Below are 22,133 nucleotides of genomic sequence, written 5' to 3' on the forward strand. Positions count from 1 at the left end.
AACGGGGGCAAGTCTCCTTGCCCAGCCGCATCTTATTTAACCTTGCTAAATCTTAATTTTTAAGTCTTTTGTGCCCCCAGTAAATTATTATGTCAAAACAGTTAATTTTAGTACCAAAATTTTTTTCGGCACTCGATTTAAATATTTTGGCAAGGTAGGGGATAAATATCCAAAAAGCTGCGGGTTATCCCGCAGCTTTTCTACTGGACCGCCTCCAGTACTTTTTGCACAAACATAATTTCCGGCGCAGCTCCTTCTATTTCTACCGTTTCGTTAATTACCGACTTGGGAACCCCAAAGACGTTGTATTTATCCCCTAATTCCGGGAATTCGCTAACCTCAATAACTTCAGCCCGAATGTTAGCGTTAGCCATAGCAAACCGGTTGGCTGCAACTGCAGCCCGTGGGCAGTACGGTCAGGTAGGAGTGACAAAAACTTTAATGGTAACCGGTGAAGTTACCTTCGCCAGTTCGGCTAAAACGTTATCCGGCAACTCCGGTTTCCCTTTAGAAAGGTCAATAATTGTCTCAATAACGGTAGAAAATTCATAACCGGACGGTATTCCATAAAAACGAATACCCACATCTTCCGTACCTTCAAAGACAATTGCCGGAATCTTATCAATTCCGTATTTTTCCACAGCTTCTTTTTCGGTGGGATAAGTGTGTACCATGAGCTTTATTTTTTCACTGGTAGCTGCCAGTTCTTCTAACAGCTGCTTGGTATGGTCACAGTAAGGACAATCCTGGGCCAATACCGGGCTTTTGGTAAAAAAGTGAATGGTCACATCATTGACCATTTCTTTGGCAAATTTTTCTTTTAGAAACTGGATATCCTTTTCTTGCAAAAAGGCCATCAAGTATCACTCCTTTACTCTTTTTAAAGTTTTTGCGAAACATTTTAATAGTATTTTTATATCTTTAAAAATAATACTTCTAAAACTAATTTTTGTCAATCATTTTTTTCTAAATTTTAATTTTCCCAGTAAACAAAAAAAGTATTTTGGTAGATATTGAAATAGCCTTTGAGGGAGGAAAACTGCCTTCCCCCAAAGGCATTCAAGTTAAACCTGGAAAAACCGCTCACCCGCTACACCGCAAATCGGGCAGCGTTCGGGTCTTGTTTTTTCAATATTACCACAAACGGGGCATATGTAGAATTCGCCATCCACATCTTTGCCTTCTTCTACCGCTTTTAAAGCTTCCTGGTACAGCCGGGCATGGACCTCTTCTGCCCTGGAAGCGAAGGTAAAGCTTCTTGCGGCATTAGTTTCTCCTGCACTTTCAGCTTCTTTAATAAACTCCGGATACATGTCGGTAAACTCGTAAGTTTCACCGGCTACCGCAGCTTTCAGATTCTCCAGGGTAGAACCAATTTTACCGGCAACTTCAAGGTGTTTTAAAGCATGAATGGTTTCGGCTTCCGCCGCACTTCTAAAAAGCCTGGCAATATTGGGATAACCCTCTTCTTCTGCTTTTTTGGCAAAAGCCAAGTACTTGCGATTGGCCTGGGATTCACCGGCAAAGGCGGCCATTAAGTTTTCCAGGGTCTTTTGGTTCATTGTCTTCCCTCCTTTGATTTTTATCTACATTTTACCAGAATTTTTTTGTTTTTAAAATCTTTTTAAAAAGGAGGGAAATTGTTTTATTTTGCTACCGGAACGGATGAGCTGGGTAAGTCTTCCGGCTCCCCGCACCTCACCGCATAAAATATACCCTTTAAGTTTTTCGCCCTCCAATACGAGCTTTAAATAATTCGCTCCCTGTCTTTGCTTGATAACCGTATAACCTTCTTCCTGCCGGGTAATTCCCGCAGCAATGGTATTGTACCCAAAAAACTCCAGGGAATTCATGCCTATGGATCCCTGATACACACAATTTTGTCCAACCATATTTATTGCTGCCACCCTTCCCTGCTCGGCCGCATTTGGCCAGAGAGCATTAACTCTATACTTACCATGAGCAACATCAAAGGTCTTAGCCACATCCCCCGCTGCCCAGACATTTTCCCAGGAAGTGCGTAAATAGTGGTCTACCAGTATGCCTTCGGAAAATTTCTCCGCTTCCGGTAAAAAATCGACATTGGGGATAACCCCTTTACCTATTAAAACTAAATCAGCTTTTATAACCTGTCCGTTGGTAAGTTTTACTTCAAAAACTTTGTCTTCCCCTAAAAACTCCAAAACATCTTCTCCTAAAAGAAATTTCATCCCCTGTTTTTCTAAGTTTTGCTGCACCAATCCGGCCGCAGTTTCATCCAGAACCTGGGATAAAATCTGACGAGAGGCCACCACAATGGTAACTTTAATCCCCCTCTTTAATAAACCGTAAGCCCCTTTTAGGCTAACCAGTCCTCCCCCCACTATAACAGCCTGTTCAGCTTTACGGGAATAATCCAGGATATTTTTGGCATCTTCCAGGGTTCGTAAGGTAAAAATTCCGGGTAAATTACTTCCCGGGAGCGAAAGCTTTTTAGCTTTCGCTCCACTGGCAATTAAAAGCCGGTCATAAGAATAGGAGTTTTTGGCGGTAAAAACTTTTTTCGCCTCGAAATCAATTTTAACTACTTTTTCCTGTTTTTTCAGATTAATCCGGTTTTTTTCGTAAAAATCCTGGGAACGGATAAAGATTTGGTCCTCACTTATGTCTCCGGCAATAAAGTAAGATGTTAAGCAGCGTCCATAAACTGCGTAAGGCTCATCGGTTAAAACGGTGATTTCGCCCACTGGATCCAACTTTCTTAAACTTTCCGCTGCAAAAATTCCTGCAGCACTGTTTCCAATAATTAAGTATTTCATTGAGGTAAACCCCCTAAAGGTTCAACAAAGCCCGTTTAGCTTTAATGTGTTCAATAATACCGGCAGCAGCTTTATAAGGATCCGTTTCCACATAAAACTTACCACCAATTAATGCTTCGGCATCCTGGGTTAAAATCCGGGTAACTTTTGGACTTCCGGCAACCGGCGGAACAACCCCCAGGTGAGTCATTATTCCCATCGCTACCGCCCAGGTACCAATGCTCAAAGCTTTTTCATGCTGGTATTCCGGGGCAGAAGCAGCAACGGGCAGGTCTTTGGGACTAACTTTAAGGTAATTGGCTACAGCTATAACCAAATCTCCGATTCGGGAATTATCCACACAGCTTCCCATGTGCAAAACCGGAGGCAGCGGCCCTCCCAAGTCATTGGCCGTACCTATTGCCGTTAAAACCGCCTTTAACCCTTCGCCTGTCCACTCGACAGCTGCCGGGTCCATAAACCCTGCTTTGGCCAGAGCATGAGCCGAACAACCGGTAGTAACCACCAGAACGTTGTTTCTTATTAATTCTTTTACTAACTCAATATGGAACCAGTCGTGTTTTACTTTAACGTTATTGCAACCTACGGTAGCCACTACTCCCAGAATATTGCCAGAAACAATATTGTCAATTAAGGGCTTTAATGGCTCCTCAGGATTTAACTTTGCTAAGGCCTTTATTATTGCCTCTACACTAAATCCTGCTACCACTTTGGCTTTTTCCCTGGGAATATAAACCTTGGCTGGATTCCTTTTCTGGAAGCTTTCAATTGCCATCCGAACAATCTGCTGGGAGGCTGTATCGGCAGTTTCGGTGGTAAAAGGTACGTGTTCCGCCCCGGGGATTCTGACAATAGGCATGGTAGTAACTAAACGCGTATGATAGCAAGCAGCAATTTCCGCTAAAGACGGCATAATGCACTGTACATCCACTACCATTAAATCCACGGCTCCGGTAACGATAGCCAATTCCTGAGCCAGGAAGTTAGTAGCCAGGGGAACTCCCTGCCGCATTAGCACTTCATTACCGGTACAACATATCCCGGCAAGATTGATTCCTTTTGCCCCTGCTTTTTTCGCCTCATCTTCCAATTTTCTACTCCACTCAACAATTTTTTCCGAAAGCAAAGGTACATGGCCATGGACGATAATATTGACGTAATCTTCTTTAAGAACCCCCAGGTTGGCTTCTGTTACCACCGGTTGAGGGGTCCCAAAAATAATGTCCTGTAAGTCCGTGGCCAGCTTGAGTCCCGCAAATCCATCCACCAGACCGAGCCGGATCGTCTTTAAGATTAAATTCACCGGGTCCGCATCCATTCCCATTGTAGTCTGGTGCAGGGCTTCCCTAATTTCCCGGTCCGGGTTTCGCGGCAGTACCCCCAACTTTTCCCAGGTTTCAAGCCGCTCCTGCGGAGAATTGGCTTTCAGGTAGGTCATGGGAGTTGCCCCGGAATTGGCAAAATCCCGGTAGATAATTTGGCACATTTCTTCAACAATTTCCCGCTCTGTTTTATTGGCCGTATCTATACCTAAGGTAAAAGCTACTTGCTTTAATTTTTCCTGATCCTTAATACTGTAGCTTTCCGTACCTTTAGCAATTTGTTCCAAAACTTCCAGAACATCATAGGCATGGTCCACATGGGCAGCAGCTCCGGCAGCTACCTGGCGCAGTAGATTTCTTGCCGTTATTACTTCGGCCGTTGCCCCGCAAATTCCCGCTTGCGGTCCTTCCCCAAAGGGGTCGATCCGGCACGGTCCCTGGACGCAGTGGCGGCAGCAAAGGCCTGTTAAGCCAAAACCGCACTGGGGTTGCTGGGCTTCATAGCGGTCAAAAACGGTGGAAATTCCTTCTTCCCGGGCTTTCTGGTAAATATTGGGAATAGTCGGGTCTACCGATAACTTATTTCTTTCCATCCAATCACTCCTTCACCAAAAAATTTGTTAAGTATTTCTTCCGTTCCTTTTTGGCGTAAACGGGAACTTCTATAAAGGACAGGGCTTTGGTGGGACAGGCTAAAACACACTGGGGATAGCCAATTTCAGCACAGCGGTCACATTTGGCAGCTTTACGCTGGTTTTCAACAATTACTCCGAAAGGACAAACCATCACGCACATAAAACAGCCTATACACCTTTGAGAGTTTAACACCACTTCTCCGGTTAATTCGTCTTTGGTTAAAGCTCCGCTCATGCAAGCGGTAACACAGGGAGCGTCTTCACAATGCCGGCACGTCAAAGGAAAATTTGTTGAACCGTCTGCTTCCACAAAAATACGGCGGACCGGTTTTGGCTCCTCAAAAATTGCGGCAAAAAAGTTTTTTTCTTTGCTATGGGCAGTAGCACAAGCTAATTCACAGGTTTTACAACCAAGGCATTTTTCTAAATCAACTAAAATCTCACGCAAATTATCACCTCCAAAAAGATTTATTTTTATATTTTTCTAAACTTTTCCGCCAATTCCTGCAATTATTTTTCAAAATTTTTAGATTTTTTACTTCTAAAAAGAAAGCGGCCCAATGGCCGCCCTTTTTATTTTTTATCCCTAGGGACGGTTCTTACAGCCACCACTTTCTATTCATTGTAAAATGGTGGTTTACAGAACCGTCCCTTAAAGTTTCTCAATTTTGGCTGCAGAATATTTTAGCTCCGGCGTTTTAGCCAATGGGTCCCGGGCCGGATTGGTTACCTGGTTTACCGGGCTTTCGAAAAAGTGGAAAGAAGCAAAGACGGTTCCCTCCGGCACCTTATCGGTGAGCGCTACCTTAATTTCCACACTTCCCCGGCGAGTGGTTACCCTTACCCTGTCGCCATCATTAACATTAAGTTTCTTAGCATCGGCAGGGTTCATTTCTAAATGATCTTCCGGCATATGCTCACCCATCATGGACCGGCGGCTCATCGTTCCGGTATGATAATGATAAAGCCGTCGGCCGGTAATTAAAGTAAAGGGATACTCGCTGTCCGGTTTTTCCTCCGGTTCCTTGAACGGAATCGGGTGGAACAGACCCTTGCCGCGCACAAATTTATCGCTGTGGAGAAACTTGGTTCCCGGATGGTCGGGAGCCGGACACGGCCACTGCAGGCTCTTTTTCTCCAGACGTTCATAGGTAATTCCTGCATAGCTGGGAGTAAGGGTCCGCATTTCGTCAAAGATTTCTTCCGCCGAAGAATAATTCATCGGATAACCCATTTTGGTGGCCACCAGGGCAATAATCTCCCAGTCGGGTTTGGCTTCCCCTACACAGGGAATTGCTTTCCTTACCCTTTGCACCCGGCGCTCGGTATTGGTAAAGGTACCATCTTTTTCGGCAAAAGTTGCTGCCGGCAAAACTACATCGGCAAATCTTGCTGTTTCGGTTAAGAAAATATCCTGCACTACCAGGAAGTCAAGGTTCTTTAATGCTTCTTCAATATGCCGGGCATCGGGATCGGATAAAACCGGGTTTTCTCCCATAATGTACATGGCTTTAATACTGCCCTTTAAAGCCCCATCAAACATTTCCCCCAGGGTTAATCCCGGTTTTTCCGGAAGCTTAACTCCCCAGGCTTTGGAGAATTTCTCGTTGGCGGCGGGATCATCTACCCGCTGATAGCCGGTAAAGACATTGGGGAGACCGCCCATGTCACAGGCACCCTGAACGTTATTTTGACCCCTAAGCGGGTTTACCCCGGCACCATCTTTACCTACATGACCGGTAAGCATGGCTAAATTGGCCACCGCCAGTACTCCGTAGGTACCAAAGCTAAACTGGGTAATCCCCATGGTGTATAAAATCATGGCTTTTCCGGCCTTGGCATACATCCGGGCTGCTTCCCGGATTTTTTCGGCGGGAACGCCACAAATCTCTGCTACCGCTTCGGGCGAATAATCTTTAACCGTATCTTTATAAGCGTCAAAACCTTCGGTACGCTCCCGGATAAATTCTTCATTGTAAAGCCCTTCCTCAATTATCACATGGGCCAAAGCGTTTAATAACGGTAAGTTTGTTCCAGGTTTTAATTGAAGGTGAAGATCCGCATAACCTGCCAGCTCAATATTTCTGGGGTCAATAACAATTAGTTTGGCCCCTTTCTTCACCGCCTGTTTGATTTTATAACCGGCTACCGGATGGGACTCGGTGGTATTGGAGCCAATTAACATTATTAATTCCGTCTCCATAATATCTTCAAAGCTGTTAGTCATGGCACCACTGCCAAAAGCGGCGGCAAGACCTGCCACCGAAGGGGAGTGTCAGAGACGGGCGCAATGGTCAATATTATTGGTACCAAGCACCGCCCGGGCAAACTTGCTTAAAAGATAATTATCCTCGTTGGTACACTTGGCCGAAGCCAGTACCCCAATCGAGTCACTACCGTACTTAGCTTTTATCTCCCCGAGTTTTTCCGCCACCAGCGTTAATGCTTCATCCCAGGAAGCTTCTGTCAGCTCGCCATTTTTCTTAATTAGCGGTTTGGTCAAACGGTCACCGCTATGGATAAACTTGTAACCAAACCGTCCCTTAACGCACATAAACCGACCATTTACTTCGGAGGTAGGATTAGGAGCTACCCCCACAACTTTATCATCTTTTACCAGAAGGTCAAAGTTGCAACCAACGCCGCAGTAGGGACAGGTGGTCTTTACCCGTTTTACCTCCCAGGGTCTAAATTTCCCCCGGGTGTCCTTGACCGTCAAAGCTCCGGTGGGACATACGGTAACACAGCTTCCGCAAAAGACACAGTTGGACTCCGCTAAAGTTACGTCATACGCTGGTGCCACCTTGGTTTTAAAGCCCCGGTTAATAAAATCTATTACCGAATAACCAACAATCTCGTCACAAACCCGGACGCATTTGCCGCAAAGAATACATTTGTTCATGTCCCGGACAATAAACGGGTTGTTGTCTTCAATGGGATAGACATTTTTATCTCCCTGATAACTTCCCCGGCGTACGCCGTACTCATAAGCATAATCGGCAAGGGCACACTCACCCATTTTGTCGCAGGTAAGACAATCTTCCGGGTGATTGCTTAAAAGCAGGTCCAAAATTTCCCTCCGGGCATTGATTACCGGCTCCGAATGGGTTAAGACCTCCATCCCCGGGGCCACCGGCGTAACACAGGAAGCAGCTAAATTCCGTGCTCCCTTAACCTCGACCACACATATCCTGCAAGCTCCGGGTTTGGAAAGCTCCGGATCGTGGCAGAGGGTTGGAATCTTAAAGCCAGCTTTTTCTGCCGCTTCTAAAATCGTCGTGCCTTCGGGCACCGTTACTTCTATACCGTTTATTTTTAAAGTAACATCTGCCATCCATATCCCCCCTTTATCCTTTAACTATTGCGCCAAACTTACATTTTTCCATACATGAACCGCACTTAATACATTTTTCCGGGTCAATCTTATGCGGCTGCTTTCTTTCGCCGGAAATTGCTCCCACGGGACAAACCCGGGCACAGGCGCCGCAACCGACACATTTATCCTCAAGAATCTTATACTCCAAAAGCGCCGAGCAAACTCCAGCAGGACATTTCTTATCGTAAATATGAGACTCATATTCGTGGCGGAAATACCGTAAAGTAGATAACACCGGATTGGGAGCCGTTTGGCCCAAACCGCAAAGGCTTGAGTTCTTTATGTTATATGCAAGTTTTTCGAGGATTTCAAGGTCCTCGGGCTCGCCTTTCCCTTCGGTAATTTTTTCTAAAATTTCTAACATCCGTTTTGTTCCTTCCCGGCAGGGAACGCATTTTCCACACGACTCTTTTTGCGTAAAGTTTAAGAAAAACTTGGCTACGTCCACCATACAGGTAGTTTCGTCCATTACCACCAGCCCGCCGGAACCCATCATCGCCCCGGCTTTAATTAACGAATCGTAATCTACCGGCAAGTCTAAAAGTTCCTCCGGCAAGCAACCTCCTGAGGGACCCCCAATTTGCACCGCTTTAAACTTCTTACCTCCCTTAATGCCGCCGCCGATATCAAAAATTATCTGGCGCATGGTTATGCCCATCGGTACTTCCACCAGACCGGTATTATTCACCTTACCGGTTAAGGCAAAAATCTTGGTTCCTTTACTTCCTTCGGTACCCATGGAGGCATACCAATCAGCGCCGTTTTTGATGATTAAGGGAACGTTGGCAAAAGTTTCCACGTTGTTAATATTGGTGGGCTTGCCCCAGAGGCCTTTTACCGCCGGAAAAGGTGGCCGCGGTCTTGGCATTCCTCTATTTCCTTCAATGGAAGTCAAAAGAGCGGTTTCTTCACCGCAAACAAAAGCTCCAGCCCCGGCTTTAATTTTTATGCGAAAGTTAAAACCGCTGCCAAAAATATTTTCTCCTAAATAACCCTTTTCTTCCGCCTGTTTTATGGCAATTTGTAAGCGTCTTATGGCCAGAGGATACTCAGCCCGCACGTAGATATAACCTTCGTCAGCCCCTACCGCATAGCCGCAAATAGCCATCCCTTCTAAAACCGCATGGGGATCCCCTTCTAATACGGAACGGTCCATAAAAGCCCCCGGGTCACCTTCATCGGCGTTACATACCACGTACTTTTTATCCCCTTTGGCATCTTTGGTAAACTGCCACTTTAAGCCCGTAGGAAAACCGCCGCCACCCCGTCCGCGTAAGCCGGATTTTTTAATTTCATCAACCACTTCCTGCGGCGACATGGAAGTAAGTACCTTCCTTAAAGCTTCATAACCACCATTGGCGACATAGTCTTCAATTCGTTCGGGGTTAATATGACCGCAGTTGTGAAGGACCAGCCGCTGTTGTTTGGCGTAAAAAGAGATATCGGTGTATTTTTCCACCTTCTTGTCCACCTGGGGTTCGTGGAACAAAACTTTTTCCACAATTTGTCCGCCTAAAAGATGCTTTTCGATAATTTCCGGAACATCGTCCACCTCTACCCGGCAGTAAAAAGTTTTATCGGGCTCAATAATCACAATTGGTCCCTGTTCACAAAAACCGTGACAGCCGGTATTGTAAACCTCTATATCGGTAATGCCTCTTTTGGATAACTCCTCCTGAAACTTTTCGGTAACTTTCGGTGAACCGGACGAAATACAACCAGTTCCGGCACAAATTAAAACCTTTCTCATAAGGCACCCCCTATTCGTACTTGGCAAGAATTTCTTTGACCTTATCCGGGGTAAGCCGGCCGTAAGTATCGTCATTAACCATAATTACCGGTGCTAACCCGCAAGCTCCGATGCACGCTACCGATTCCAGGGTAAACCTTAAATCGGGAGTCGTCTCCCCATCGCCAATTCCCAGTTCATTCTTCAAGGTCTCAAATACCTTCGCCCCACCGCGCACGTGGCAAGCAGTACCCAGACAGGCGCGAATCACATTCCGCCCGCGAGGCTTTAGATGAAACTGGGCATAAAAGGTTGCCACACCATAAACTTTACTGAAGGGAATTTTAAGGGTACGACTTATTTCTTCCATTACCTCCTTGGGAAGATAACCATAAATCTCCTGAGCACCCTGCAAAACCGGAATCAAAGCCCCTTTTTGCCCTTGATACTGCAAAAGCAGTTCTTTTAGTTTTTCTTTTTTGGGATCAACTACTTCCTTCCCGCAGGCACAAACCAAGAAATACACCCCCTAATTAGATGTTGGAAGTTAGAGATTGGATGTTGGAAAAAACATTAAATAATAAACCTTAATAACCTTTTATAACCTTTTGATAAAAACAACTTAGATATTGGAAGTTAGATGTTAGAAATTGGAGAAAACTTTAATAAACCTTTATAAACTTTTTAATAAAGGCGGCAGTTGATGATGCGCTCTTCGGTTATGATATAATCCATAGGGATATCGTGGGGTCCGGGAGTTATTTTCGGTACCAGCTGCAACTCAAAAGCTAAAGCCACCTTTTTTACCCCGGGCCGAAGCTGGGGTAAAAACCGGTCGTAAAAACCGGCTCCGTATCCCAGACGATTCCCTTTTAAATCAAAAGCTACTCCCGGTACCAGGACTAAATCAATCGCCTTTGGATCAGCAATTTCTCTTGTTTCAGCTTTCGGTTCTAAAATTCCGTAGGTTCCTTCTACTAAATCCCCAAAATCTTTTAAATACACCGGTAAAAGCTTTTTTTCCAAAAGTACGGTTACCGGAATTATCACTTTTTTACCGTAAGCCCATAAATCTTTTATGATTTCCCGGGTTCTTACCTCCCCCCGAAAATCCAGGTAAACCATTACCGTTCGAGCCTGTTGGTAAGGTTGAAAGGCTTTTAAAAGTGCTAAAATTTTGTCACTTTTTGCGATTATTTCAGCGGGTAATTGGTCAGTTCTTTTGTTTAATATTTCCTTTCTTAATATTTTTTTTTCATCCATCCATGATCTTCCCTATTTTCAGATTTTTCAAAAATAGCCTAACAGTTTAAGTATTCTCTTTATCCGTTCATATTCCTGCTACTTTTCAACATTTTTAAAACTAAATTAACAAAAAAAACCGGCTTTATAAGGCCGGTTATAAGCTATAAACCTCGTTACCCGTCAGCACTTTGACTCCATTATCGGTCAAGATTTTTATCGCCTTTTCAAGGTCTTCAACCCGAAAAACAACCAAAGCATTATTAGAAGACTTTTCCATAAAAGCATATAAGTATTCGATATTGATGTTGTAGGGCTCTAAAATTTTCAAAACCCCGGCCAACCCCCCGGGCCTATCGGGCACTTCCACAGCAATAACATCGGTTAAACTTACCATAAACTGCTCTTCTTTTAACAGCTTATAAGCTTCATTGGGCTTGTTCACAATAAGCCTTAAAATACCAAAATCGGTAGTATCGGCAATGGATAAAGCCCGAATATTGATGTTATTTTCCCCTAAAATCTCGGTCACCCGGGCAAGTCTTCCCGATTTGTTTTCCAAAAAAACCGATAACTGCTTAACAATCATCTAACTCCCTCCTTTTATTTTAACTCTCTTCTATCCCAAATCCGCTTGGCCTTACCTTCACTGCGCGGAATACTGCGGGGCTCCACCAACCGCACTTTAGCATTAATCCCTAAAACCGTAAAAAGCTCCCCTTCCACTTTCTTTTCCCACTGTTCAAGCTTCTTTACTTCATCGGAGAAGAACTGTTCCGATAGTTCAACCCAAACTTCTAACTGGTCCAGGGCTCCTTTTTTATCCACCACAATCATGTAGTGGGGCTCGGTGTAACCCAGAGATAAAAGTACCGTTTCAATCTGGGAAGGAAAGACGTTAACCCCGCGAATAATCAACATATCATCGCTTCTGCCGGTTACCCGATCCATTCTAATTAAGACGTTCCCGCAGGCACACGGCTCCGGATAAAGGGCGGTAATATCTCTGGTGCGGTACCTTAAAAGAGGGATTCCTTCCTTGGTTAAGGTGGTTATTACCAGCTCCCCTTTTTCCCCGTACGGCAATACCTCACCGGTATCCGGGTCGATGATTTCCGGAAGGAAATGGTCTTCATTAATGTGCAAGCCCTTTTGCTCCTGGCACTCCATTGCTACTCCCGGTCCCAGGATTTCACTTAAGCCGTAAACGTCAATAGCTTTTATTTTCAGCTTCTCTTCAATTTTTGCCCTTAATTCTTCACTCCAGGGCTCGGCACCAAAAATCCCCAGTCGCAATTTTAGCCTGTCCCGGGAAATACCCTGCTCTTCCATTTCTTCAGCCAAATGCAAAGCATAAGATGGGGTACAGGTTAAAACCGTTGCCCCAAAGTCCTCCATTAGCATCAACTGGCGTTTGCTGTTACCTCCGGAAACCGGCACCACCGTTGCCCCTAATTTTTCAGCGCCGTAATGAAAACCCAGTCCACCGGTAAAGAGCCCGTAGCCATACGCATTGTGAATGATATCGCGGGAAGTTACCCCGGCATTTCTCATTGACCTTGCCATTAATTCACTCCAGAGGTCAATATCATTTTTGGTATAACCCACCACCGTGGGTTTGCCGGTAGTACCGGAAGAAGCGTGAATTCTAATAATTTCTTCCAGACTTACCGCAAAAAGGCCAAAGGGGTAGTTATCCCGCAGGTCCTGTTTGGTAGTAAAAGGAAGATGCCGAAGATCTTCCAAAGATTTTAGTTTGTCCGGTGTAAAACCAATGGCATCTAATTTCTGCCGGTAAAAAGGTACCCGTTCGTACACCCTTTTAACTAACTCTTTCAAGCGGTGAAGCTGTATTTCTTTAATTTCTTCCCGATTGCGAAACATTTTTCAGGCTACCCCCTCGAAATAGATAAAATTTTTTTATATATTCGACAAAACAAAAATTTTTCCTTTTGGCTTAAAACTTTTTTATAAAATTTCCGTCTTAATTTTAAAGTAATCTTCAATTTCGAGGTAACTTCTACCGGTTAAATCCCGGCCCCGGTCGTCAAAGGAGATAGCGGGTAAAAGAAGATAATCCGGTTTTTGCACTTTAAGCACCTTTGTTACCGCCCAGAGGTAATCTTCTACCGTTAAAAGGCCGGCACAGCCAATGTTTCCGCCAAAAAACCGGCTTTTTACCGGTAAGACCGAGTAACTGGCTCCAAGCTTTTGTAACCCCTTCTTGATTAAGATAGCGGCTAAGTAAGAAGTTAAAATAAGAGGGGATTTCGCTAAAGCTTTTTCTACTTTGCTAATTATCCCCAAGAGCATTTCTTTCTCAATATCCCGGTAAAAAACCGCTCCCGCTTTTTGCCCGGGTTTTAACGAAAAATTAAAAGTCAACAACTCTCCTTGCCGGAAGATTTCTAAAAACTTCTCGCCGGGGGTATTTAAAAGTTTATGGGCTTCCATCCGGCTAAAAGGGGGTTGGCCATTTATTTTTAAAATAATATCATTTTTCTTTAAAAAATAGGCCTTACCCCCGGGGGTTACCCCTAAAACTTCGGCTTTAAAATCCGTTAGACGTTTTGGTTCAATTATAACCGGGGTTTTTTCCTCCAAAAACTCTGCAAAAAGTTTTTGCGAAAGTTTCTCCAAAGCGGAAGGAGCGTTAATTAATTGTTTATTTTTTTCGGTAAAACCCGGAAGAAAAACCCTGACCGCCTCTACCCCCAAATGCATTAATTTTTTGATGCTCAAAACATATTCCTCATAACCCACCACGTGGGGCATAAAAACAAAACTTGCGGTAAAAGGTATTTTTCCTGATAAATAGTAAAGGTTAGGATATATATCCGAGTTAAAACCAAAAATTAATTTTCTCTTGGCAGGTGTTAGCGCATTTACCGAAATCACCAGCTCAACTTCCCCTAAAGAACTTAAAAAATCCACCATCTCCCGGGTTAAAAGAAGGCCATTGGTGGTAATGGAAAGAGGAGTTTTAGGAAATAATTCCCGAATTTTAAGCAATATTTTCTTAAAATCCGGATGGAATAAAGGTTCTCCTTCGTTTATAATTGTAGCCGACTCGCCCAAAACAATTTTCTTCTCCGGATCTAAAAAAGGAAGAAATTCGTTAATTTTATTAAAAGGTAGATGGGAAAAGGATACGGTATTAACTTCTAAAGGGTTTCCGGTATGGCTGCAGAAAAGGCAGCGGACATTACAGCGTGAAGTTATGGGTAGCACGTTTCTTTTTACTGCATCAGCCAAATACTTTTCCATTGATTTCCACCAGACTTCTTTACAGATTTTTCAGTAACGCTATAATAAATTTGTAAAACTAAAAATAAAAAATTACGGGAGCGATTACATTGGATAGAATTATTCCTGCTGTTACTTCCGTTTTAAGGGGCAACATAATAAAAATGCCGGAAGTAATTAAAGAAGCTTCCGGAATTGATATCTTAGGAAAACATATTCAATCCATCATCTTTACCACCGACCTCGTATTAATACGGAACAACAACGCTGATGCCATTATGGCCGTCTATCCTTTCACTGCTCAGCCGATAATCACCCATGCCATTATCAGCGCTGCCGACCAGCCGGTTTTTATAGGCGTGGGCGGCGGTACCACCCGCGGGCGAAGGGTAGTTAACTTAGCCCTAGATGCAGAATTTCAGGGAGCTTTGGGAGTTGTTTTAAACAGCCCCATCGATAATCATTCCTTAAAAATGGTAAGACAAACGGTGAGTATTCCGATAATCGTTACCGTAATCTCACCGGAAGAAAATATTGAAGCACGTTTAGCCAATGGAGCCGATATTTTAAATGTCTCCGCCGGTCCCAGCACCCCGCACGTGGTGCGGGAAATTAGAAGAAACTATCCCCAGGTTCCCATCATTGCCACCGGTGGCCCGACCAACGACTCAATTTTAAAAACTATTGAAGCCGGAGCTAACGCCATAACTTACACTCCACCGTCAAACGCCGAGCTCATGCGACATCTTATGAACAAATACCGGAGCACTTTGACAAATTTTTAAAAGTTATCAACAGGACAAACCCTTTGATCTCAAGTTATCAACAAAGTTATCCACATTATCCACAGGTAGTTTTCCACAGGATTAATACCTTTCCTCTCCGAGCATCAGCGAAGGGTAGGCGTTTAAATTAAGCGGGGCAAACTTACCTAAAAGATAACGGTGATAACCGGCGGCAGCAATCATTGCCGCATTATCGGTACAGTACTGAAGGGAAGGAAAATGCACCGGAATGTTATAAGTCTTCCCAAGATTTAAAAACTCTTCCCTCAACTTTGAGTTAGCCGCAACACCGCCGGCCAAGTAAAGCTTAGCCGGTTTGTAATCTCTTAAAGCTTTTTCGGTATTTTCCACCAAAGCTCTAACCAGAGCTTCCTGGAAAGACGCAGCAATGTCTTCAACTTTGGCATCGGGATTTTTTTCCCGGAAAACCCGTACCGCAGTCTTAAGGCCACTAAAGCTAAAGTTATATCCTTCCTCTTTTAAACGAGCAACCGGAAACTTATAGATGGGTTTTCCCTTTTTACTCAACCGGTCAATAACCGGCCCCGCGGGATAGGGTAAGTTTAATACCCGCCCCACTTTATCAAAACATTCCCCGGCAGCATCGTCAATGGTTTCCCCCAAAAGCTCGTAATCCCCAAAGCCCCGCATGAAAATTAAATCGGTATGTCCCCCCGAAACTACCAGCACCAGCGCCGGAAAAACCGGCTTTGCATCTTCAAGAAAATTGGCAAAAATATGCCCTTCCATATGATTAACCCCAATTAACGGAACATTTAAGGCATAGCTTAAACTTTTGGCTACCGAAAGGCCAACCAGTAAAGCTCCTACAAGCCCGGGACCGTACGTAACCGCCACCGCAGCTATCTTTTCCTTCGGGAAATTACGAAACGCTTCATCTAACAGGGGAAAAATCAATTCTAAATGCCTGCGGGATGCTATTTCGGGTACTACACCACCGTAAATCCGGTGCAGATCTACCTGAGAAGAAAGTAAGGAAATTAACACCTTTCTACCATCTTCCACTAAGGAAACTGCCGTCTCATCGCAGGATGTTTCAATGCCTAAGATAACCTTACCCAAATTAGGTATCCTCCTTTATTTCGAGGCTCATTACAATAGCATCTTCTTCCGGACGGGAATAATATTTTTTTCTAATTCCTATTGGTTTAAAACCAAACTTCTGGTATAAGTTCTGCGCCGGAAAATTAGAGGCACGTACTTCTAAAATAATATTTCTCACCTTTCTATTTTTAGCTACCTCAAGTAATGCATTCAATAAAATTTTTCCTACCCCGTTTCTGCGGTATGCAGGATGGACAGCTAAAGTAGTTATATGAGCTTCATCCAATACAATCCAGATACCCCCGTACCCTAATATCTTATCCCCCTCACGAGCTACCAAATAAGTTGCTAACGGATTTTCGGTTATTTCATACATGAAACTTGCCTTACTCCAGGGATTAGTATAAGAAAGTTTTTCAATATCTAACACCTGAGGGAGGTCTTTTAATTCCATATGTTTTAACTCCAATTTTACTCTCCCCTTGCCTCCCGCACGATTTCCGCTTGAGATTTTCTTAAATAGAGCGGTTTTACCTCTAAGATATGTATTAACTCTAAATCCAGAAAAAATAAATTGCTGGCGATAGGTTCGTTGGCCTTTTTTAGATAGATTAAATTTTCGGGAATCTCTCCTAACTTTTCCACTCCATCGCCGATTAAAATTCCCGCAAAATTGGTAATTTTCTCTTTTGCCTCTTTTACGGTTAAAACTGTAAGCTGGTCTTGTGGTTTTGGAACCAAATCATTATAAAAATGTCCAAAATATACCTCTTCCCGGTTTACTTCCATTAAAACCAAAACTTCCCCCCGGTATGCTCCAGCATTGGCCGCAATTAAGCGTAGAGTATCGGTAGCATAAACGGGAATACCAAGAGCTTGGGCCAAGCCAAGACAGGTAGCAAGATTAATTCTTAAACTGGTAAAAGAACCGGGTCCCAAAACGGTATAAATGGCCGTTAAATCTTCGGGCTTAGCCGAGACCCTTTTTAACGCGAAATCAATTAAAGGCATTAAACCCGCCGCATGGGGTTCCTTTAACCGGTCGTTTATTTCAAAAATAACTTCATCATTTTTCCGTAAAGCCAGGGAAATACTTCTGGTAGCAGCAACTACGGCTAACTCCATTTTTTAAGCGCCTCCATTAACTCCTTAAACTTTTCGCCAAAAGACTCAATTTTGATTTTCCGCTCTCCTTCGGCAATATTTTTTAGAGTAATTTTAAGATAATCTTTCTTTAACTCCCCTGCTACTTTTTCTCCCCATTCCAAAAGATTAATATCGTAATCGGTGAAATATTCATCCATACCCAAAGCAAAAAACTCCGAGGCAGAAATTCGGTACAAATCAAAATGATTAACGTTACCCTTTTCTCCCGGGTAAGTGTGGACAAGATTAAAAGTTGGGCTTTTTACCCGGTTCTTTATCCCAAGTCCTGCCACAATCCCTGATACTAAAAGGGTCTTACCCGCTCCCAAATTACCGCTTAAAATTATTATGCTTCCGGGAGGAAGATTTTTCCCGATATATTCGCCAAGTTTTTTGGTTTTTTCCGGTTCCTTACTTATAAACTCAATCATTAAACCCCATTCCTTTTGCAGAGAATTCAAAAACATTATAGCCTTTATATTCTGGTAAATCAACCAAATAAAAAAACCGGGAACAAAACCCGGTTTTACTTATCCAAAAGCGCTTTATAAACTTCCGCAATATTCTTTTTAAATTTTTCCCGGCACTCGGGACAGATGCACCAGCAGGCTTCTTCCACCTTATTTTCATCGTTTAAAACCAAAGTACACATTAAATCCGCTGGTACCTCCCGACCGCAAAGCTCGCAGTTCGTGCATTTAATATCTCCCATATCATTACTCCCCCTATCCCCTCATTTTAAATTAAATTTCGGAAAACGTCTACACAAAAGAATATTTCCAGGGAAATTTTTCTACAAGGTATTTATTAAGTACCCTTTTAAACTCCTCAACATCAAAAGGTTTGGCAATAACCTCAAAAATTTTTTCCTTATCAATCCTTTCCAACACTTCGGGAGCCGTATAAGCAGTCATTACAATAAAGTCCGTTTGCGGAAGAAAAGACTGAATTTCAGCTATAGCTTCATCACCGCTTTTATAGGGCATGCGCATATCCATAATAATTAAACCCGGGCGAATATTTAAAGCTTTTTCCACCGCTTCCTGGCCGTTTTTTGCTTCATGTACCCCAAAGCCCATCTGCTCCAAAATAATTTTTAAAAGCATTCTAATCCCCGGCTGGTCATCGGCAATCAAAACCTGCATAATATCCATGGGTTTTCCCCCCATCCCCACTTATTACCATATACTTTTTTCGTCAAAGATAAAAAAAATCCTTTTCCTTCTGGCAAAAAACTTGTCGTTTTCTTTCTACCTTATCCGACGATTTTTTCTCCCTTAAAAAATACCATCGATATTTTTCCCAGAGAAAAAAGCGGCTTTTCCGTCACGATTAAATTGGCCCACAAATTCGGTTGTACATCGCCCACCATGGAATTTATCTTTAAAATTTCGGCAGGATTTTTGGTAAATAACGGCAAAATTTCTTTCTCCGTCAGTCCGTAATTTTGTAAAAGAAAGCCCAGCAAACGCAGGTATTTTAAAGGAATAACCGGATGGTCGGTCATTATTGCCGTTTTTATTCCAGCTTTTATCAGGTTCACCGGAGTTTCCCAGCCAAGCTCCCTTAATTCGTATTTGGAGCGACCGGTTAGGGTAGGCCCTACCACCACCGGCACCCGGGCTTCTTTAAGCTCCTCAATAATTAAATGACCTTCGGTACAGTGTTCAATCACCAAGTCTACTTCCACTTCCCGGGCTATGCGGATGGCCGTCATTATATCGTCCGCCCGGTGAGCATGGGCTCTTAAAGGAATTTCCCTTTTCAGCACCGGAATAAACGCTTCCTTTTTTAAATCAAACTCTACCTTTTCCCCTTTTTCTTTTTTCCGCAAATACTCCCGGGCATAAAGCAGGTTTTCCCGAATCAGCATGGCCGTACCCATGCGGGTGGCAGGTAAGCGTTTCTGTCCCGCGTAATTTTTTTTAGGATTTTCCCCAAAGGCAATCTTCAGCCCGCAGGGCCCAAAAACCATGCGGTCTACGATTTTTCCCCAGGTCGAAAGGCTATAACCGGTTCCCCCCACAGGATTACTGCTCCCCGGCAAAACCCCGACGGCTAAAACCCCCTCTTGATAAGCTTCGCGAAAAGCTACATCAAAAGGGTAAATCCCATCAATAGCCCGGGCGTGAGGAGTAACCGGATCATAATATTCGTTGATATCTTCCCCTACAAAATCTATTCCTTCTTCCATTAACCCGATATGGGTATGAGCATCAATTAAAGCGGGGTAAACATACTGCCCTTTAAGGTCTATTACCTCTTCCACATCCGCAAAAACTCCCGCACCAATTTCAACAATTTTTCCCTCATCATCAATTAAAAGGTCGCCTTTAAGCTGTTCACCGGAAGCAAAAACGATAACCCCATTTTTTAAAACCTTCATTGAGCTCCTCCCTCCTTTATAAGCCAGAAAAATAAGTCATCATGATTTTCTAAAAGTTCCGGATGCCACTGCACTCCCAAAATTTTCGGTCCACTAATTGCTTCAATAACCCCATCTTCCGCCACCGCTTCAACGCTAAGAACCGTCCCGGCATTTTTTAATGCCTGGTGGTGAAAGCTATTTACCCGCACCCTTGCGGCGCCAAAAATTTCCCTTAAACGTCCCTTGGGGCTTAAAGTTACCAGGTGGGTTGGCTCTTGGGGAGGGGCTTTTTGTTCATGGTCTAAAACTCCTTCTTTTTCCGTAAACAGGTCCTGATACATACCGGACCCAAAAGCTACCCCGATTAGCTGCATACCGCGACATATTCCTAAAATCGGCAATGCATGTTTGTAAGCTTCTTGAATAAGATTAATTTCAAATAAGTCTTTTTGCCTGCTATAATTTCGAATACCCGGCCGCGGTTCTTCACCAAATAAATCCGGAGCGATATCCCCACCTCCGGGAATTAAAACTCCCGTTATTATCTTAAATACCCCGGCTAAATCGTGCTCCGGAAGGATAAAAAATGGTTCAGCCCCGATTTTTAGTAATTTTTGCACGTAACTCTGGCGGCTTTTGTAGAAACCATCCTCCGGCCAGACTGGGATCCCAATATACATGGAGGCACCCCTCCTTAAAAAAATAAAGCCCCGGAAAAAGGCTAAATTTCCACCAGTCCGAGGCTTATTTCCAAGGCTTGATTGACCTTCCGCATTAATTCTTTATTTAAAGACGAAACTTTTTCTTTAAGACGGCTTTTGTCAATGGTGCGAATCTGCTCTAATAATATTACCGAATCTTTCTCCAACCCGGACTCCTCTGCCGAAATTTCCACATGGGTTGGAAGCTTGGCTTTGTTAATTTGGGAAGTTATTGCGGCAATAATGGTAGTTGGACTGTACAAATTGCCAATATCGTTTTGCAAAATTAACACCGGACGGGTACCGCCCTGTTCCGAACCAATTACGGGGCTTAAATTAGCGTAAAAGATATCCCCCCGCCTGATCTCCATTATTTAACCTCCATGTAACCATCCGCTTCGTAATAAAAACCTTCTAAAGCTAAATTCAGGTTGATCTTGGCCATTTCCTTATAGCCTTTTATCATCTCTTCCCTTAACATTTTACGTTTTTTTTCATCCAAATATAACTTTAAAGCTTGACGGACAACTTCACTTCGACTGATTTTCTCCAGCGCCGCAGTTTTATCAACTTCTTCCAAAAGATTTGAAGGTACAGCCACCACAACTTTTTTTAATGAAGCCACTTAACAATTCCTCCTTAAAAACGTGATGCCGTCCTTCCTAATTATACACCAAAAAGCAAGAAAAACAAAGGTTACCGCAGCTTTTCTACAAACTGTTTGGGTTCCTGGGATGAAAGGGGAGGAAGTCCTACCTTTTGCCGCTGACGGTCATCAATTTTCGCCAGCCTGCCGGTTTTTAGAAACATTTCATAACCCGATTTCAAGGAATTAGGATACGCATCCCGCACCATTGCCTGGTGTTTTAACCAGGTAAATACCTTTTCCATGCCAAATCTTTGCGGACAGTATTCCAAACAGGTATGGCATTCAACGCATTCCCAGATTTCCGGAGAATTTATAAGTTCTTCAATCTCGCCGTTTAAAAACCGTTTAATTACCCCCTGGGGCGACATCACTCCCGTGCGAGCCGAAGGGCAATCGTATTCACAGGCACCGCAGGTTAAGCACCGCTTTAGCACTTCTTCATTAAAGGGAAGGGGAGTATTAATTATTCCGGCTTTTTGTAAGAGGGGGAATGGGTCAACCCGATGTTCTTTTAAATTTAACTCTTCCGCCTCAATCCCTAAAGCTAAAGCTAAAAGCTCCATGTAAGTCAATACCGGTAAATTAAGATTATCTCCCTGCCGGGCGTAAAGAGCCTGTTTCTGGTCAAACTGCATAAAACATGCCGGGCAGGTAACCGATAAAGCATCGGCTCTGAGGTTCGTAAGCTCCTGAATTTTCACCCGGGCCATCCGCCAGCCGTCGTCTAATTTTCCAGCTAAAGTTAGATTATTGCCACAGCACATTAACTTTGATTGATATTCAACGGTGGTGGCCCCTAATGCTTGTACTAAAGTATCATATTTCCGGGGATTTAACGGGTCTTCAAAGGAAGCCGCAGGCGATGGCCGGTTCTGGTGACAGCCGGGATGCACCCCAATTTTTAGACCTCGTAAAGGTTTCTGCACCCGCTGTTTTATTACCCCCGCCCCTACCTCATCGGCTAAAAACTCAATTAGGTGAAATACTTTTAAACTTCCCGCAAGCTTTAACCCAAATTCCTGAAGCTTCTCATTTACCTCAGCTAAAAGCCTGGGATTGCCTTTTAATTTT

General features: G+C 43.6%; 24 protein-coding genes and 1 pseudogene. 1 reads left to right on the plus strand and 24 read right to left on the minus strand.

Annotation, left to right across the window (positions count from 1 at the left end; genetic code table 11):
- Positions 1 to 200: 200 nt before the first annotated feature.
- The 13 genes and pseudogenes from ciss_RS13500 to ciss_RS12560 form a co-directional block, all read right to left on the minus strand.
- Positions 201 to 404 (minus strand): annotated as a pseudogene (locus tag ciss_RS13500) (thioredoxin family protein); the annotation flags it as partial.
- 12 nt (positions 405 to 416) lie between these two features.
- A complete protein-coding gene (locus ciss_RS12505) occupies positions 417 to 857 on the minus strand; it encodes a thioredoxin family protein (protein ID WP_049752062.1) in 441 nt (146 codons plus the stop codon).
- Positions 858 to 1,064: 207 nt separating this feature from the next.
- Complete coding sequence (locus tag ciss_RS12510) at positions 1,065 to 1,562, minus strand: rubrerythrin family protein (protein ID WP_075866620.1); 498 nt, start codon at positions 1,560 to 1,562, stop codon at positions 1,065 to 1,067.
- 51 nt (positions 1,563 to 1,613) lie between these two features.
- A complete protein-coding gene (locus ciss_RS12515; protein ID WP_075866621.1) occupies positions 1,614 to 2,798 on the minus strand; it encodes an NAD(P)/FAD-dependent oxidoreductase in 1,185 nt (394 codons plus the stop codon).
- A gap of 13 nt (positions 2,799 to 2,811) precedes the next feature.
- Positions 2,812 to 4,713, minus strand: a complete 1,902-nt coding sequence (gene cooS, locus ciss_RS12520; RefSeq protein WP_075866622.1) for an anaerobic carbon-monoxide dehydrogenase catalytic subunit — start codon at positions 4,711 to 4,713, stop codon at positions 2,812 to 2,814.
- A gap of 4 nt (positions 4,714 to 4,717) precedes the next feature.
- Entirely contained in the window at positions 4,718 to 5,203 is a 486-nt protein-coding gene (locus ciss_RS12525) for a 4Fe-4S dicluster domain-containing protein (protein ID WP_075866623.1), read from the minus strand.
- A gap of 204 nt (positions 5,204 to 5,407) precedes the next feature.
- Positions 5,408 to 8,089, minus strand: a complete 2,682-nt coding sequence (gene fdhF / locus ciss_RS12530; protein WP_077177605.1) for a formate dehydrogenase subunit alpha — start codon at positions 8,087 to 8,089, stop codon at positions 5,408 to 5,410.
- A gap of 13 nt (positions 8,090 to 8,102) precedes the next feature.
- The gene (nuoF, locus tag ciss_RS12535) at positions 8,103 to 9,881 is read right to left on the minus strand and encodes an NADH-quinone oxidoreductase subunit NuoF (RefSeq protein ID WP_075866624.1); all 1,779 of its coding nucleotides are present in this window, start codon (positions 9,879 to 9,881) and stop codon (positions 8,103 to 8,105) included.
- Between the two features lie 10 nt (positions 9,882 to 9,891).
- Entirely contained in the window at positions 9,892 to 10,377 is a 486-nt protein-coding gene (gene nuoE / locus ciss_RS12540; protein ID WP_075866625.1) for an NADH-quinone oxidoreductase subunit NuoE, read from the minus strand.
- A 167-nt stretch (positions 10,378 to 10,544) separates the two neighbouring features.
- Complete coding sequence (locus ciss_RS12545; protein ID WP_075866626.1) at positions 10,545 to 11,123, minus strand: 5-formyltetrahydrofolate cyclo-ligase; 579 nt, start codon at positions 11,121 to 11,123, stop codon at positions 10,545 to 10,547.
- A gap of 136 nt (positions 11,124 to 11,259) precedes the next feature.
- Entirely contained in the window at positions 11,260 to 11,691 is a 432-nt protein-coding gene (locus ciss_RS12550) for an ACT domain-containing protein (protein ID WP_075866627.1), read from the minus strand.
- A gap of 14 nt (positions 11,692 to 11,705) precedes the next feature.
- Positions 11,706 to 12,986 carry a phenylacetate--CoA ligase family protein gene (locus ciss_RS12555; RefSeq protein WP_075866628.1) on the minus strand — a complete coding sequence of 427 codons (1,281 nt, stop codon included), beginning with the start codon at positions 12,984 to 12,986 and terminating at the stop codon, positions 11,706 to 11,708.
- An 84-nt stretch (positions 12,987 to 13,070) separates the two neighbouring features.
- The gene (locus ciss_RS12560) at positions 13,071 to 14,369 is read right to left on the minus strand and encodes a radical SAM protein (RefSeq protein WP_075866629.1); all 1,299 of its coding nucleotides are present in this window, start codon (positions 14,367 to 14,369) and stop codon (positions 13,071 to 13,073) included.
- A 143-nt stretch (positions 14,370 to 14,512) separates the two neighbouring features.
- On the opposite strand from ciss_RS12560, the gene ciss_RS12565 reads away from it, so the two are divergent.
- Entirely contained in the window at positions 14,513 to 15,133 is a 621-nt protein-coding gene (locus tag ciss_RS12565; RefSeq protein WP_201787814.1) for a beta/alpha barrel domain-containing protein, read from the plus strand.
- Positions 15,134 to 15,214: 81 nt separating this feature from the next.
- Here ciss_RS12565 and tsaD read toward each other — a convergent pair whose 3' ends face one another.
- From tsaD to ciss_RS12620, 11 genes are all read right to left on the minus strand, one after another.
- Positions 15,215 to 16,216 carry a tRNA (adenosine(37)-N6)-threonylcarbamoyltransferase complex transferase subunit TsaD gene (gene tsaD, locus ciss_RS12570; RefSeq protein WP_075866631.1) on the minus strand — a complete coding sequence of 334 codons (1,002 nt, stop codon included), beginning with the start codon at positions 16,214 to 16,216 and terminating at the stop codon, positions 15,215 to 15,217.
- Between the two features lies 1 nt (position 16,217).
- A complete protein-coding gene (gene rimI, locus ciss_RS12575; RefSeq protein WP_235837308.1) occupies positions 16,218 to 16,667 on the minus strand; it encodes a ribosomal protein S18-alanine N-acetyltransferase in 450 nt (149 codons plus the stop codon).
- A 2-nt stretch (positions 16,668 to 16,669) separates the two neighbouring features.
- Positions 16,670 to 17,323, minus strand: coding sequence for a tRNA (adenosine(37)-N6)-threonylcarbamoyltransferase complex dimerization subunit type 1 TsaB (gene tsaB / locus ciss_RS12580; protein WP_075866632.1), 654 nt, complete (start codon positions 17,321 to 17,323; stop codon positions 16,670 to 16,672).
- Positions 17,314 to 17,775, minus strand: a complete 462-nt coding sequence (gene tsaE / locus ciss_RS12585; protein WP_166504034.1) for a tRNA (adenosine(37)-N6)-threonylcarbamoyltransferase complex ATPase subunit type 1 TsaE — start codon at positions 17,773 to 17,775, stop codon at positions 17,314 to 17,316. The genes tsaB and tsaE overlap by 10 nt, the downstream gene beginning before the upstream one ends.
- Positions 17,776 to 17,870: 95 nt before the next feature.
- Entirely contained in the window at positions 17,871 to 18,056 is a 186-nt protein-coding gene (locus tag ciss_RS12590) for a hypothetical protein (RefSeq protein WP_075866633.1), read from the minus strand.
- A gap of 49 nt (positions 18,057 to 18,105) precedes the next feature.
- The gene (locus ciss_RS12595) at positions 18,106 to 18,498 is read right to left on the minus strand and encodes a response regulator (protein WP_075866634.1); all 393 of its coding nucleotides are present in this window, start codon (positions 18,496 to 18,498) and stop codon (positions 18,106 to 18,108) included.
- A 101-nt stretch (positions 18,499 to 18,599) separates the two neighbouring features.
- Positions 18,600 to 19,730, minus strand: coding sequence for an amidohydrolase family protein (locus ciss_RS12600; RefSeq protein ID WP_075866635.1), 1,131 nt, complete (start codon positions 19,728 to 19,730; stop codon positions 18,600 to 18,602).
- Positions 19,727 to 20,392, minus strand: coding sequence for a gamma-glutamyl-gamma-aminobutyrate hydrolase family protein (locus ciss_RS12605; RefSeq protein ID WP_075866636.1), 666 nt, complete (start codon positions 20,390 to 20,392; stop codon positions 19,727 to 19,729). Before ciss_RS12605 ends, ciss_RS12600 begins: the two co-directional genes overlap by 4 nt.
- Positions 20,393 to 20,433: 41 nt before the next feature.
- Positions 20,434 to 20,784 (minus strand): type II toxin-antitoxin system PemK/MazF family toxin, encoded by a 351-nt coding sequence (locus ciss_RS12610; RefSeq protein WP_075866637.1) that lies wholly within the window; start codon positions 20,782 to 20,784, stop codon positions 20,434 to 20,436.
- A complete protein-coding gene (locus ciss_RS12615) occupies positions 20,784 to 21,038 on the minus strand; it encodes a CopG family ribbon-helix-helix protein (protein ID WP_011343645.1) in 255 nt (84 codons plus the stop codon). The genes ciss_RS12610 and ciss_RS12615 overlap by 1 nt, the downstream gene beginning before the upstream one ends.
- Positions 21,039 to 21,109: 71 nt before the next feature.
- Positions 21,110 to 22,133 (minus strand): heterodisulfide reductase-related iron-sulfur binding cluster (locus tag ciss_RS12620; protein WP_201787809.1); only part of this gene is annotated, 1,024 nt, incomplete at its 5' end.

The sequence above is a fragment of the Carboxydothermus islandicus genome, assembly GCF_001950325.1.
GTDB classification, from domain to species: Bacteria; Bacillota; Z-2901; order Carboxydothermales; family Carboxydothermaceae; genus Carboxydothermus; species Carboxydothermus islandicus.

Bases quoted from the DNA above. Each gene is read 5' to 3' on its own strand.
- ciss_RS12550 (WP_075866627.1), bottom strand. From the start codon at position 11,691: ATGATTGTTAAGCAGTTATCGGTTTTTTTGGAAAACAAATCGGGAAGA.
- ciss_RS12565 (WP_201787814.1), top strand. From the start codon at position 14,513: ATGCCGGAAGTAATTAAAGAAGCTTCCGGAATTGATATCTTAGGAAAA.
- ciss_RS12545 (WP_075866626.1), bottom strand. From the start codon at position 11,123: ATGGATGAAAAAAAAATATTAAGAAAGGAAATATTAAACAAAAGAACT.
- ciss_RS12505 (WP_049752062.1), bottom strand. From the start codon at position 857: ATGGCCTTTTTGCAAGAAAAGGATATCCAGTTTCTAAAAGAAAAATTT.
- ciss_RS12610 (WP_075866637.1), bottom strand. From the start codon at position 20,784: ATGGAGATCAGGCGGGGGGATATCTTTTACGCTAATTTAAGCCCCGTA.
- ciss_RS12510 (WP_075866620.1), bottom strand. From the start codon at position 1,562: ATGAACCAAAAGACCCTGGAAAACTTAATGGCCGCCTTTGCCGGTGAA.
- ciss_RS12560 (WP_075866629.1), bottom strand. From the start codon at position 14,369: ATGGAAAAGTATTTGGCTGATGCAGTAAAAAGAAACGTGCTACCCATA.
- ciss_RS12605 (WP_075866636.1), bottom strand. From the start codon at position 20,392: ATGTATATTGGGATCCCAGTCTGGCCGGAGGATGGTTTCTACAAAAGC.
- ciss_RS12595 (WP_075866634.1), bottom strand. From the start codon at position 18,498: ATGGATATTATGCAGGTTTTGATTGCCGATGACCAGCCGGGGATTAGA.
- ciss_RS12590 (WP_075866633.1), bottom strand. From the start codon at position 18,056: ATGGGAGATATTAAATGCACGAACTGCGAGCTTTGCGGTCGGGAGGTA.
- tsaE (WP_166504034.1), bottom strand. From the start codon at position 17,775: ATGATTGAGTTTATAAGTAAGGAACCGGAAAAAACCAAAAAACTTGGC.
- nuoF (WP_075866624.1), bottom strand. From the start codon at position 9,881: ATGAGAAAGGTTTTAATTTGTGCCGGAACTGGTTGTATTTCGTCCGGT.
- ciss_RS12515 (WP_075866621.1), bottom strand. From the start codon at position 2,798: ATGAAATACTTAATTATTGGAAACAGTGCTGCAGGAATTTTTGCAGCG.
- cooS (WP_075866622.1), bottom strand. From the start codon at position 4,713: ATGGAAAGAAATAAGTTATCGGTAGACCCGACTATTCCCAATATTTAC.
- tsaB (WP_075866632.1), bottom strand. From the start codon at position 17,323: ATGGAGTTAGCCGTAGTTGCTGCTACCAGAAGTATTTCCCTGGCTTTA.
- ciss_RS12555 (WP_075866628.1), bottom strand. From the start codon at position 12,986: ATGTTTCGCAATCGGGAAGAAATTAAAGAAATACAGCTTCACCGCTTG.
- ciss_RS12600 (WP_075866635.1), bottom strand. From the start codon at position 19,730: ATGAAGGTTTTAAAAAATGGGGTTATCGTTTTTGCTTCCGGTGAACAG.